The organism is Mycobacterium sp. 852002-30065_SCH5024008 (assembly GCF_001665645.1).
Taxonomy (GTDB): domain Bacteria; phylum Actinomycetota; class Actinomycetes; order Mycobacteriales; family Mycobacteriaceae; genus Mycobacterium; species Mycobacterium paraffinicum.
On the sequence record NZ_LZSZ01000157.1, the window covers coordinates 21,045 to 33,693 of the forward strand.

Annotated in this window: 13 protein-coding genes; 5 read left to right on the forward strand and 8 right to left on the reverse strand. The window is 67.6% G+C overall.

Features of this window, described 5'->3' with window-relative positions; all coding sequences use genetic code 11:
• Positions 1-40 precede the first annotated feature (40 nt).
• Positions 41-1,258 (forward strand): sensor histidine kinase, encoded by a 1,218-nt coding sequence (locus A5781_RS19010; RefSeq protein ID WP_067209860.1) that lies wholly within the window; start codon positions 41-43, stop codon positions 1,256-1,258.
• Positions 1,258-1,920 carry a response regulator transcription factor gene (locus A5781_RS19015; RefSeq protein WP_067210015.1) on the forward strand — a complete coding sequence of 221 codons (663 nt, stop codon included), beginning with the start codon at positions 1,258-1,260 and terminating at the stop codon, positions 1,918-1,920. The genes A5781_RS19010 and A5781_RS19015 overlap by 1 nt, the downstream gene beginning before the upstream one ends.
• Before the next feature lie 5 nt (positions 1,921-1,925).
• On the opposite strand, the gene A5781_RS19020 is transcribed toward A5781_RS19015, so the two are convergent.
• The 7 genes from A5781_RS19020 to A5781_RS19050 form a co-directional block, all read right to left on the reverse strand.
• Positions 1,926-2,207: a hypothetical protein gene (locus A5781_RS19020; protein ID WP_156622523.1), complete on the reverse strand. Its 282-nt coding sequence runs from the start codon at positions 2,205-2,207 to the stop codon at positions 1,926-1,928.
• 149 nt (positions 2,208-2,356) lie between these two features.
• A complete protein-coding gene (locus tag A5781_RS19025; protein ID WP_067209863.1) occupies positions 2,357-3,706 on the reverse strand; it encodes an SRPBCC family protein in 1,350 nt (449 codons plus the stop codon).
• A 10-nt stretch (positions 3,707-3,716) separates the two neighbouring features.
• On the reverse strand, positions 3,717-5,477 hold the full coding sequence (locus A5781_RS19030; RefSeq protein ID WP_067209867.1) for an amidohydrolase family protein: 1,761 nt from the start codon (positions 5,475-5,477) through the stop codon (positions 3,717-3,719).
• Between the two features lie 116 nt (positions 5,478-5,593).
• The gene (locus tag A5781_RS19035) at positions 5,594-6,730 is read right to left on the reverse strand and encodes a phosphotransferase (RefSeq protein WP_067209870.1); all 1,137 of its coding nucleotides are present in this window, start codon (positions 6,728-6,730) and stop codon (positions 5,594-5,596) included.
• 111 nt (positions 6,731-6,841) lie between these two features.
• Complete coding sequence (locus A5781_RS19040) at positions 6,842-7,462, reverse strand: TetR/AcrR family transcriptional regulator (RefSeq protein ID WP_067209874.1); 621 nt, start codon at positions 7,460-7,462, stop codon at positions 6,842-6,844.
• Positions 7,463-7,546: 84 nt separating this feature from the next.
• The gene (locus A5781_RS19045; protein ID WP_082939431.1) at positions 7,547-7,987 is read right to left on the reverse strand and encodes an ATP-binding protein; all 441 of its coding nucleotides are present in this window, start codon (positions 7,985-7,987) and stop codon (positions 7,547-7,549) included.
• 59 nt (positions 7,988-8,046) lie between these two features.
• The gene (locus tag A5781_RS19050; RefSeq protein WP_067209877.1) at positions 8,047-8,424 is read right to left on the reverse strand and encodes an STAS domain-containing protein; all 378 of its coding nucleotides are present in this window, start codon (positions 8,422-8,424) and stop codon (positions 8,047-8,049) included.
• A 358-nt stretch (positions 8,425-8,782) separates the two neighbouring features.
• Here A5781_RS19050 and A5781_RS19055 point away from each other — a divergent pair, with 358 nt between their 5' ends.
• The 3 genes from A5781_RS19055 to A5781_RS19065 all read left to right on the forward strand — a co-directional run bounded on the left by A5781_RS19055 (position 8,783) and on the right by A5781_RS19065 (position 11,494).
• Positions 8,783-9,910 (forward strand): catalase family peroxidase, encoded by a 1,128-nt coding sequence (locus A5781_RS19055; protein WP_369817765.1) that lies wholly within the window; start codon positions 8,783-8,785, stop codon positions 9,908-9,910.
• Positions 9,907-10,485 carry a cytochrome b gene (locus A5781_RS19060; RefSeq protein WP_067209881.1) on the forward strand — a complete coding sequence of 193 codons (579 nt, stop codon included), beginning with the start codon at positions 9,907-9,909 and terminating at the stop codon, positions 10,483-10,485. Before A5781_RS19055 ends, A5781_RS19060 begins: the two co-directional genes overlap by 4 nt.
• A gap of 115 nt (positions 10,486-10,600) precedes the next feature.
• Positions 10,601-11,494, forward strand: a complete 894-nt coding sequence (locus A5781_RS19065; protein WP_067209884.1) for a fructose bisphosphate aldolase — start codon at positions 10,601-10,603, stop codon at positions 11,492-11,494.
• A gap of 1 nt (position 11,495) precedes the next feature.
• On the opposite strand, the gene A5781_RS19070 is transcribed toward A5781_RS19065, so the two are convergent.
• Positions 11,496-12,584, reverse strand: a complete 1,089-nt coding sequence (locus A5781_RS19070) for a DUF190 domain-containing protein (protein WP_067209888.1) — start codon at positions 12,582-12,584, stop codon at positions 11,496-11,498.
• Between the last annotated feature and the right edge of the window lie 65 nt (positions 12,585-12,649).

Sequence of the window (12,649 nt, forward strand, 5' to 3'; positions counted from 1 at the left end):
CATGATGTGGGCAGGTAGCGCGCTCTTTTAAGATTGGACGATGTTGCGTACCGCAACGCGATATTTGCGCGAACAGTTTCGCCGGCGAAGCGAATTGATTCCCGTCGGCATTACCTGGGCGGCGCTCATCACCGTCGACGCAACCGAGGTGGTCGGTGGCGTGATCGCGATCCTGCAGCGACCCACCGCCGACTTGCCCGTCGCGCTGGCCGCGTTCGCGGTATGCATCTCACCGACGCTGATGTTCTTCTTCCTGAACATGAAGCTCAGCCCTGTGCTGATGTGGGCGACCTGGTCGACAGCCACCGCCATGATGCTGTTCGGGACGTCGACGCCCATTCACGCCGATTTCGCCCCGGCGCTGATGGTGCTGATGGTCTTGTCGGTGACGACGTTGAGTTCCATTGCGGCCGGCTTGTTGTCCGCCGCGTCGGCCACCGCGATGCTGCTCGCCGCTTCCGCACTGCACCGCCTGGACGCGGTGGTGCTGTATCTGGGCTTTGTGGCGGCGGGTTGGCTGCTCGGCTACCTCATGCGCGCGCAACGGTTGCTGCTGGCCGAGCAGATCGAGGCGCAGAAGATGCTGGCCGAGCACGCCGCCGCCGACGAGCGCCGGCGCATCGCCCGCGAGGTGCACGACGTCATCGCCCACTCGCTCAGCATCACCTTGCTGCACGTGACGGGCGCGCGCCGCGGACTGCAGGAGGACCGCGACGTCGACGACGCGGTCGAGGCGCTCGAACAGGCCGAACGCCTGGGCCGGCAGGCAATGGCCGACATCCGGCGTACCGTCGGACTGCTGGACAGCTCGCCGACGAGATCCGCGCAGACCACGCCCGAGCCCGGCATCGACGACGTCGGCGTCCTCGTCGCGGATTTTCAGCGCGCCGGCTTGGACGTCGTGCTGCGCATCGACGGCGCCACCGAGCGCGTCTCGGCGGCGGTCGGCCTCGCGCTTTACCGCATCACCCAGGAATCCCTGACGAACATCGCCAAACACGCACCGGACTCGAAATCGACAGTGGCGCTGAATATCTCGGTAGGCTCGGCGAGTCTCACAGTCGACAACCGGTTACCGGTGGCGATCGCCGCCCCGCATTCGGCCGAGGGGCGCGGGTTGCGCGGCATGCGCCAGCGTGTCGAGCTGCTGGGCGGGGCCATCGATGCCGGCCCGACCCACGACGGATGGTCGGTGCGCGCCGACATACCGCTGCACGAAGGTGATGCCGGCTGGCGCCCGTGGTGGTGCAAGGCGTGATCCCACATACCTTAGAGACTCCCGAGATCACCGTCCTGCTCGTCGACGACCAGGAGCTGGTGCGCTCGGGGCTGCGCCGGATCTTGCGGCGCAAGGACGGTTTCGTCATCGTCGCGGAATGCTCCGACGGTGACGAGGTGCCGGCGGCGGTGGCCGAACACCGACCCGACGTGGTGGTGATGGATCTGCGCATGCGCCGAGTCGACGGCATCGAGGCGACTCGCAGGCTCGGGGGCGCGCCCCCGGTGCTGGCGCTAACCACATTCAACGAGGACGAGCTGCTGTCCGAGGCGCTGCGCGCAGGCGCGGCCGGCTTTGTGCTCAAGGACTCGTCCGCCGAGGAACTGATCCGTGCCGTGCGTGCGGTCGCCAGGGGCGACAGCTACCTGGATCCCGCGGTCACCGCGCGCGTGCTCACCACCTACCGCAGAGCCGCCCCGGGTCCGCGTGGCACCGCGATCGGGGAGTTGACCACTCGCGAGCTCGACGTACTGACATTGATAGGCCGTGGCCTCTCCAACGCCGAGATCGCCGACCAACTCTGCATCTCGGGCGTCACGGTCAAAAGCCATATCGGCCGGATCTTCGGAAAACTCGACCTGCGCGACCGCGCCGCGGCGATCGTCTACGCGTACGACAACGGCATCGTCGTCCCGCGCTGAGGCGCCTAGAGGGGCGCGCCCTGATCGGCCAGGTTCAGCAGGCCGTAGGCCATGCACATCAGGAAGTTCAACACCACCAGGACCAAACCGGCGAACATCAGCGAGCGGGTGCCCTGTCGCTTCAGCCGCTTGTACCGCGCGGCGCGTGTTTCACGCTCGAACCGTAGGGCGATCAGCGCGAAATTGATGTCCATCGCTTCGTGAGCCGCAAGGGGCGCACCAGCCAGCATCTCCCGCACGCGGTCGGGCGCGGTTCGGACGCCGACGCGCTCGAAGTTCTGGCACATTCGCCGCGCGCGTCTTCGCGCGAGTGGTTGATATCGCATCTGTAGCTGATGCGCGAGTTGCCCTCGGTCGTCCCCCCACGGGTTTGACGGGGTCATCACGAAACGGATTCTAAATCGCATCGGACCGATTACGGCGTGTCTACACGAATTTATGTTGGCGACGGTTGATTCGCCGGGCCGCCGCTCATTCGCTCAGACTGGGGTAGATCCAGATAACGCTCCAGGTTGCGGTGCATGTTGATCACGCGACGCTCCTCGCCGGACAGCACCAGGTGGGTGAAGCCCGGTTGATGCATGCCGCGCTGCAGTCCGGCGAGCAGCCGGATGTCTTGGGTAAGTACCACGCCGGGCTCGGCCTCACCGGCGGTTACCCGGACATCGGTCGGCTTGGCGCGCGCGGCGCCCGGCGGCATCCGCGTCATCAGGAACATGACCAACTCGCCCCTGTCGGGATCGGGGCCGGGGCGCGAGCACATGACCGTCAGATGATCGGCGTTGGCCAGCAGCGTCATGTTGGGGAAGACGTTGTACTGGTGCAGGCGGGTGATCCGGTCCGTGTCGGCCCAGTCGAGGTCCACGCCGCGGGTGGCGGCAAAGGCCCGGGTGTGTGCGGCGATCAGATCCTGGACCGTCTGCCCGGGGCGGCGTTCGGCGCCGGGGAAGGGTGTGCCTTCGGCGGCTCCCATGAGCGCGCCCTGTGTGTAAACGTAAGCGTCCCAGACTTCTTCGTCGCTCAGCGCGCCGTCGAAGCGTGGGCTCTGTACCCCGTAGGGCTGGTCGGATTTTCCGGTGTGGCCCCAGATCTGTTGTGGCGCATGGATGTCGTCGACGCAGCGCAGCAATTCCGGGTGCAGCGTCTGAATGTGGTAGGTCTCGCTGAAGCCGTCGGCGATCGTCTTCCAGTTCGCGTCGACCTCGACGGTCAGCGTGGCATAGCAGCGGAAGTCGCTCAGCCGGCACCAGGCGATGTCGTCGGGCATCGCCTCCAGGAACTCGAGCAGCGGCATCGCGTCGACGTCGGGATTGACGAAGACGAGTCCCTCCCAGGTGTCCACCCGCACCGGCACCAGCGGAAAGTCAGACATCTTCAGCGACCCGAAGCCCTTGCGGTTGGGCACCCGCTTGAGCGTGCCGCCCAGGTCCCAGGTCCACCCGTGATAGCCGCACTTGAGCTCCCGCAGCCCCGAGCCCGAACCCACGCACACGGAGTTGCCGCGGTGGCGGCAGGCGTTCTGGAAAGCGCGTAGCACCCCGTCGTCACCGCGCACGATCAGCACACCGTATGGGCCGCAGCGGTATTCGAAATAGTCGCCCGGCTCGGCGACGTGGTCGACCATGCACGCCAGCTGCCAGACGTTCGGCCACATTCGCTCGACCTCGAGTGCGGCGAACGCGGGGGAGTAATAACGCTGCGCCGGCACCAGGGTCGGGCCTTCCGGCGGGGTGCCGATCGCGTCCTCGTCGCGGGTGCGGGTCGGGTTGCCGGCGGGCGCGTTCATGCGGGGAGCCTTAACGCGCTCCGCGTACCAAACGTCCGGGACGGGCCCCGGTGTCGACGTCGTCGCGCCGGGTCACGGTCCCGCTGACGATGGTGGCCGCGTATCCGCTCGCCCCCTGCAGGATCCGGTTCCCGCCGGCGGGCAGGTCGAAGGCCATCGCGGCGGGATGCAGCGTCAGGGCGTCCATGTCGATGACGTTGATGTCGGCCTTCTTGCCCGGCTCGATGGTGCCGCGATCGGTTAGGCCGAAGAGGTGGGCGGTGTCGCGGGCCTGCTTGCGGATCACGTACTCCAGCGACAGCTTCTCGCCGCGGCGCCGGTCCCGCGCCCAGTGCGTGAGCAGGAACGTGGGATACGAAGCGTCGCAGATCATCCCGCAGTGGGCGCCGCCGTCGGAGAGCCCGAGGACGCCGGCCGGGTGCAGCAGCATCTCCCGGATCGCGTCGCAATTGCCGTCGGCGTAGTTGAACAAGGGGAGCATCAACATGGCGGTCGCGTCCGACTCGAGCATGAGGTCGTAGAGGGTGGACAGCGGGTCCTCGCCGCGGGCCTTAGCGATGGCCGCAACGGTGCGATCCGGGGTGGGCTCGTAGTCCGGCGGGTTACCGAGTGAGTAGAGGCGATGCAGGGAGTGCTGCACCAAAGCGAACATCCCGTCGAACAACAGGGTCGGGTCGGCGGGCAGGTCGTCCTCGGACAGGATCGCCGCCTTCACCGCGGGATCGGCCAGGCGCCGCGCGAGTTCCTCACGGCCGCATTCGGCCTGCAGTCGGCGGTAGGTGGGCCGGTGGCTGAAGCCGTGGTGGCCCTGGAATCCGATCATCATCCCGAACGGGCGCGCCGCGACTTGCGGGTACAACCGGCTGCCCGCAGAGTGCGCGTCGGCGGAAAGGTCGAGCATCTCGCGCCACAGGTTCGGATCGGCGTCCACCTGGATGAGAGCGAACGACACCGACCGGTCGATCTCGCCGCTCAACCGCCGCATCCAGTCCAGTTCCTTTTTGGGGGCGACGATGTCCTCGCCCGCCGATCCCTGCGGCGCCAGCTCGAACACCGCCTGGCCGCCGGCGGCCATGGCCCGTCCGAGGCCGAACAGTTCATCCTCGGCGGCGTAGGTGCCGGGGACCGGTTCGCCGTCCATCGCACGGTGCCCCATCGTGCGGGAGGTGGAAAATCCGAGCGCGCCGGCCTCGATCGCTTCCCGAACCAGCCGGCCCATGGCCTCGATGTCCTCCGGGGTGGCCGGCTCGTTGCGCGCACCCCGCTCGCCCATCGCGTAGGCGCGGATGGCGCCGTGGGCGACCTGGCTGCCGACGTCGACCGCGAACTTGTGCTTGCCGATCGCGTCCAGGTATTCGGGATAGGTTTCCCAGCCCCAGGTGATGCCCTCGGTGAGCGCGGTGCCGGGGATGTCTTCCACGCCTTCCATCAGCTCGATCAGCCACTTCTCGGTGCCGGGCCGCACCGGCGCGAAGCCGACGCCGCAGTTTCCGGTCACGATCGTGGTGACGCCGTGGCCGCTGGACGGCTCGAGCAAGCTGTCCCAACTCACCTGGCCGTCGTAGTGGGTGTGGATGTCGACAAAGCCGGGCGCAACCACCCGGCCGGTGGCATCGATGGTTTCGGCGGCCTCACCGCCCATCTCAGGGGTATCGTCCCCGCGGCGGACGACATCGACGATCTTGCCGTCCTTGATGCCGACGTCGGCGCGATAGCGCTCCGCGCCGGTGCCGTCGACCACGGTGCCACCAACGATCTTCAGATCGAACATGAGACTCTCCTTGCCGCCATGGGCTGAAGGCGCAAAAGACCCGCAGCATTACGCTACGGGAAGTAGCGTAACTCTTGCCGCGGCCATCGCAATAGGTTCGGCGAAACTTGCTCGCCTCAAAGCGAACTCTTCAGCGCCGCGACCGTTTCCAGATCGTCGAGCGCCTCGACACCGCGTCGCAGCCCTTCCATGGCGATGTCTTCGACCTGCATGCCGCCCATGCCCGCGGTGATCAGCGGTGCCACGTACGCGTACAGCGCGGCCTGGCGGAAGCGTAGCCAGAGTTCGTCGCGGTCCAGTTCGGGTCCACCGGCCGCGGCGAGCGAGCGGCGGTAGTCATCGAGCAGTTCGCGCTGGTTCGCCCGGCGGTCTTCGGGCGTGAGGCTGGTGATCAGCGTGTAGGCCAGTTCCCGCGACGGGTTCCCACGCCGCACCGCCTGCCAGTCCAGCAGTCCGGCCTTGCCGCCGTGGAAATACATGTTGCCGGGGTGCGCATCGCCGTGCATGACGGTGTGTGGGGGAGTGTCGATGAGGGCGGCGACGGCCCGGTAGTTGTCGGCGATGAAGCGGCCGCTTTCGACGGGGATCTCGGTGCGCTCGGCAAGGCGCTTGATCGAGGCGTGCATCAGCGAGCCGGTCAGCAGGGAAGTGACGTCGCCGGACGGCGTGTAGAGCCAGCCCAGGGGGCCGCGCCCGTCGCGGGGGAGGCGGTTCCAGAAGGTGGCATGCAGGTCGGCGAGCAGCTCGACGATCAGGCTGGCCTGCTCGGGCGAAAGCGGGTGCAGCGTGTCGGGGAACTCGCACGACTCGGCGGGAAGGTCCTCCAGCACCAGCAGGTAGCGCCCCGTCCACGGGTCGAATGCCGCGCCGTAGGCATACGGGGCGCCGACGATCTGCGGCGCGAGCTGCCGGTAGAACCGCACCTCTGTGCGCCCGAGCCGGCCCAGCTCACCCATCAACCGGGTGGCCGCCGTCTTCGCCGCGAGCTTGACGAACACCGAGTCGGGGACATTCTTTCCGGTCAGCACCAGCCGAGCCCGCGACGACGTCCCCGCGTCGCTGCCCAGGACGCGGACCGTTCTGACGGCGGTGCCCATCACCTTGGAGAGCACTGCCGCGTCGATGTCCCGCACCCGCCGGGGCAAACCCAATCGGCTGCCGACCACTGCGTCGGTGGCTATCCGGCCCACGCCGCGGCCCAGGTGAGCGGCCAGACCGGCGGCCGAAATAGCCCGCGTCACAGGGTTATTCATATTTGTTCGTTTCTTGGTGCGGACGTGTCACCCGCACCGCGAGCCGTTCGGACGTCGCGGCACGGGGTCAGTCAAAAATACTCGAAGGGCGCGATATCAGACAATACGTAGTTATTGTCTGATCTCCGGTACCAGGGCCCGCACCACGAATTGCTCGACGAACTCGCGTTTGTCGGCGACCGGGCGGTACCGCCAAGAGGGCGCCAGGAGGAACAGCGTCGTCGCGTGCAGCCATTGCACGACCGACCGCGGGTCGAGATCGGCGTGCAGACGGCCGGCCGACTGCCACCGATCCAGCAGCGGTTGGTAGTGCCGCAACAGCGTCTCCACGATGGGCTCCGAACCCTTCTCGAGGGCCGTCGCCACGGCGGTGCTCTCGGCGGCGAACAGTGCCTCGTTCAGTGGATCGCCGTCCACCGACTCGACGCGGGCCAGCACCATCTCGGGCACCGACCGCACCGGATCGTCGGGGGCGGCCAGCGACCGGACCAATTCGCCGAGCGCACGGTCGACCCGCTTCAGGATCAGGCCCAGCAGGACGTCGTCGCGGCCGGGGAAGTACCGGTAGACCGTGGACCGTGACACCCCTGCCTCGTCGGCCACCTCACCCATCCGGAACTGAGTGTTGCCGCGATGCGCGATGCAGCGGCCCGCGGCGTCCAGGATCCGCCTGCGGGCCTCCTCGTCGTCGAGAATCGCGCGGTCGTCGCCCCACCGGCGACTCGGTTCCATGACGCAGATGTTACGGGGTCGGTTCCCCATAACAACGAATTCCATTGCGAACCAAGCACATCGGACGCACCGGGTGGCGCGGGTTCAAGCGCCCTGGCGTTGTGTCAGATCGGTCCAGGTCAAGGTGACGCGGGTGCCGCGCGGGGTGCGGTCGATGGTCACCTCGTCGGCGAGTGTCTCCATCAACGGGATGCCGCGTCCGCGGAGTTGCTGCTGGTACTGGGGCGGCATTTGCTGACGCCAACGGCCGCGATCGTCGACGGTGACGGACAAGGTGTCGGACTGCCGGTGATAGCCCGCGCTCACGTCAAGCGTCCCGCGCTGGGAGGTCTCGCAATAGGCGAATTCCGCGGCGTTGGCGATGGCTTCGTTTACCGCCAGCAGGACGTCGCTGAACCGGTCGGAACTGAGACTGAAATGCGTTTCGAGCCAGACCCCGAATTCGGCTCGGGCCCGAGCAGCGCTACGCGGGTCGGCGGCGACCCGATTCCGCGCGAAGCGGAATCGGTCATCGATGTTCGACACGTCATGCGGTTGAGGATCAGAGCGCCCCATCGTTCCCAGTTGTGCCCCCATCTCGAGGTTCACCCACCAGCAATGCCGCTCAGTGCGTCGTCAAGCGAGCTGTAGAGCGCGAGCACGCTGTCGATTCCCATCAGTTTGATCGGTCTGCTCGTCGCCGAGCCGTTGGCGACGACAGCGAATTTTGTCGGCGGCTCGGTCTCCGCCTGCGCCGTCACCAGGACGGTCATCCCGGCTGACGCCAAGAAGTCCACTTTCGACAGGTCAACGATCAGCGCGGCGGGTTTGGTCGCCATCGCGGTCTGGATGGCCTCGGCCAGATGCGGCGAGCTGAGCATGTCCACTTCACCCGAGACGGTCAGCACGACCGCCTCATCTACCTGCTGTTTTCCTACTGAGAAAGCGGTCGGATCGATTGGATCGCCGGTTAGTTCGCCCATGGTCTATCACTCACATTCGGTCCCTGGTGGGACACCGGTAGCTCTAAAACAGCCACTGCCAACACCGGGGGCTGCTTGTTCAACCCCACGGAAAGCGCTTGCCCTTCGGAGGAGAGACACTCCGTCGATCTGCGCTCTAGCTACAGATGCAGCCGCAAGTTGTTTATTCGATGGTATGACACGCGGCGAACCACACCCAAAACGAGTGAACGAATGGCCCCGGCGCGACGTCCTGTGAGTGTGTGCGACACCCCCCGCAGAAGTTGCGCATGGCATTGGCCCATGCGTGAATGGCCTGTACCGGATTCGTATTCAGCCCGGGCCCCCTGGCCTGCACAAACGCGGAAGGACGGTCGGCGTGGAGCCCGGTGATCGCGGTGGCGAGCAGGACGACCCGCGAGCCGACGGCGAGCCCACCGGCGCGGGTGCCGACGCAGTGACACGACGGCGCGCATTGCTGGGCATGGGAGCGGTGGCCGGCATCGCCGCGGTCGATGTCGGTGGCTTCGCCTACGCGGGCGGCTGGCTGCGACCCGGTGCTCTGACACCGCCCCGCTTCGCCGACCGCTTCGAACACGTCTACGGACGCCACGACGGCTTTCGCCGCAATCACGCCAAGGGGCTCAGCGCGGTCGGAACATTTACGAGCACCGGGGCAGGGGCGGCGATCTGCCGGGCCGCAGTCTTCCGGGCGGGAAAGGTGCCGGTGATCGGCCGGTTCTCCCTGTCGGGTGGCCTCCCGGACCAGGCGGACGCGCCCACCACGGTGCGCGGACTGGGCTTGCTCTTCCAGGGCCCCGACGGCCAGCAATGGCGCACCGCGATGGTCAACATCCCCGTCTTCCCGGACAGCACGCCGCAGGGCTTCTACGACCGGCTGCTCGCTTCCAAACCGGTGGCCGGGACGGGCAAGGCCGACCCCGAGAAGATGGCCGCCTTCCTCGACCGTCACCCCGAGACGGTCGCGGCGATGAAGATCATCAAGCAGGCCCCGCCCAGCGTGGGGTTCGCCGACAGCGCGTTCTACGGCCTGAACGCGTTTCGGTTCACCAACGGCGCCGGGGCAACCGTTCCGGTGCGCTGGGGCGCCGTTCCGCAGGAAGCGGCGGGCGCGCCGGCGTCACCGGCCGGCAAGGACTACCTTTTCGACGACTTCGTCCGCGCGCTCGCGCAGCGACCACTCAATTGGCGGCTGGTGCTCACGGTGGGGGAGCCGGGTGATCCGACCCACGACGCCACGAAACCCTGGCCGCGATCGCGCCGCACCATTGACGCCGGCACCATCACCGTCACGGCGGTGCAGACCGAGGCGCCCGGCAACGCCCGCGATATCAACTTCGACCCGCTGGTGCTGCCGGACGGCATCACCGCCTCCGACGACCCGCTGCTCGCCGCGCGATCGGCCGTCTACGCCCGCTCATTCACCCGCCGCGCGGAGGAACCCAAGACGCCCAGCGCAGTCGACGTTTCCCGGGTGCTCCGGTGAGCGACGTCAACGCCACGGCCCGGTTCGCGCTCCCGTCCCGCCTGCTGCACTGGCTGATGGCGCCGATGGTCATCGCCCAACTGCTCATCGGCGTCACCATGGTCGCGGCGCTGAGCTACTACCCGCTGCTGCTGGCCATCCATCGCCCGCTGGGCGTGCTGATCCTGGTGTTCGCCGTGGTGCGGCTGGCGAATCGGGTCAGGCACCGGCCGCCCCCGTTTCTGTCCACGATGAGCCGCGCCGAACGGCGCATCGCGACGTGGTCGGAATACCTGCTCTACGCGCTGCTGCTGGTGCAGCCCCTCACCGGGTGGGCCATGGTGTCGGCGGCGCGGTTTCCGGTCACGCTGGTGGGGCCGCTGCGACTGCCCGGCATCGCGCCGCACAGCATCGACGTGTTCGCGGTGCTGCGCGAGTGCCACGGCGCCTTCGCGTTGCTGCTGTTTCTGACGTTCACCGCCCACATGTGCGCGGTGCTCTTTCACACGCTCGTGCTGCGCGACGGGCTCCTTGATCGCATGGCGCTGTGGCGCGTCAGACCCGCCTCCGCGCGGGCAGACCAAGCCGAGCTGTAACGACCTGCCTCCCCGGGCTCTGATCGGCCGAATATGATCGGCACGATTAGCGCAGGGTGCTGGGCACCGCAGGCGCCGAGACCATACGCCGACCACGAAGGAGTGGAGAACTTCCATGCCGAACGAGAAGCAAGCGGAGCGGATGACGTCGGGGAAGGGGTTCATCGCGGCGCTCGACCAGAGCGGCGGCTCGACGCCCAAGGCGCTGCGCCTCTACGGCATCCAGGACGACGCGTATTCCTCAGAAGAGGAGATGTTCGACCTCATCCACCAGATGCGTTCGAGGATCATCACCGCCCCGGCGTTCACCGGTGACCGCATCCTGGCCGCGATCCTGTTCGAGCAGACCATGGACCGCGAGATCGAGGGCACCCCGTCCACCACCTATCTGTGGGAGACCAAGGGCGTGGTGCCCATCCTCAAGATCGACAAGGGCCTGGCCGAGGCGTCCGACGAAGTCCAGCTGATGAAGCCGATCCCGGGACTGGACGAGCTCCTGGAGCGCGCCGTGAGCAAGGGCGTCTTCGGCACCAAGGAACGGTCGGTGATCGGCGGCGCCAACGCCAAGGGCATCGCAGCCGTGGTCGCCCAGCAGTTCGAGCTCGCCCATCAGGTGCTCTCGCACGGCCTGGTGCCCATCATCGAGCCCGAGGTCACCATCTCGATCGCGGACAAGGCCGAGGCCGAGGGCATCCTGCGCGACGAGATCACCAAGCGACTCGAGAACGTGCCCGACGGGCAGCGCGTCATGCTCAAGCTGAGCCTGCCGACCGAGGCCAACTTCTACCTCCCCCTGATCGAGCACCCGAAGGTGATGCGAGTGGTCGCCCTCTCCGGCGGTTACTCGCGCGAGGAGGCCAACGAGCTGCTGGCGAAGAACCACGGGCTGATCGCCAGCTTCAGCCGCGCGCTGACCGAGGGGCTGACCGCCGACCAAACCGACGAGCAGTTCAACGCCACGCTGGACAAGGCGATCCAGTCGATCTACGACGCGTCGGTCGCCGGCTGACCTAGTAGCGGTGGTCGGCCATCCGGGGCGGGCCGTCGCCGGCGTCACGTTCGTCCGACACCACCGCGGGCACCATCTCGCTCGTCACCAGCCCGTCGTCGCGGGTCAATTCGTCGATCACGTCAAAGGATTCGGCGATGTTGGCCGGGGTGTCGATGACGATGGTCACCACGGGGACGCGCCGGCGCAGCGAGAGGAACCTGTCACCGTGCGGTTGATGGTCGCCGTGGTAGCCCCAGATGCCCCGCACCACCGTCGCGCCGTCGGGCGCTTCGCGTTGACGAAGCCGCTGCACGATCGCCCGGTGAATCGGCACCCCGCCGCGTAAAGCCGACTCGGACGTGTAGATCGTCAACTTCTGGAACAGTGGCAGACCGCGTTCGTCGACCCCCGGGAGGGCGTGCGGCCGCTCCAGGAGTTCGCCGTCGCGTTTGCACACGCGGACCCGCTCCAGCGTGACCATGGGTTGCCGGAGCAGCCCCATCAGCTCCGGCAGCACCGCTGCGATGCGCTCGCCGGATCCGACGGCCACGATCATCATCGGCACGTTCGCGTTACGGCCGAAGAAGCGCGCACGGTGCCGCTGCCCGTCGGTGACGCCGTCGACCCCCAGCAGCACCGACGCGCCGGCTATCCGGCGCCGATGCAGCACATCGCAGATGGCGACGTAGGCGGGGGCGCCGTTGACGCGTTCCTTGCGGCCGACGTAGACGGTCAGCTTGACGGCTTCGCGCAATTCGTCGGGGAGCTGCAGCGGCTCCAGGAGTGCCCCGTCGTCGCGTAGCAGCCGCGCCCGCTCCAAGGTGACCAGGCCGCGCTGCTTGACGGCGAGCACCGGGTCGAGCAGGGCCTCGATCTTCGTCCTGGTGTCGACGGCGATGATCGCGACGGGCGGGTCCTCGGACAACGTCAGCGACTCGTCGGTCCTCAGGTGGCGCCCGGAACCGAAGCCGCCGATGCCGCGCAGCACCACGCCACAGGCGATGCGATGCCGGGCATAGAGATCGAGCAGCACATCGGACACGAAGCCTTGGTCGGTCCGCCGACGCTCGGCCAGGTAGGTGGTGAGCTTCAGACAGTCTTCGTCCATGGCAGCTCCCGTCCCTTTGCGGCGATCCTACTCGGTTGGAGACCCCAAGCGTCGCAACGGTGTTC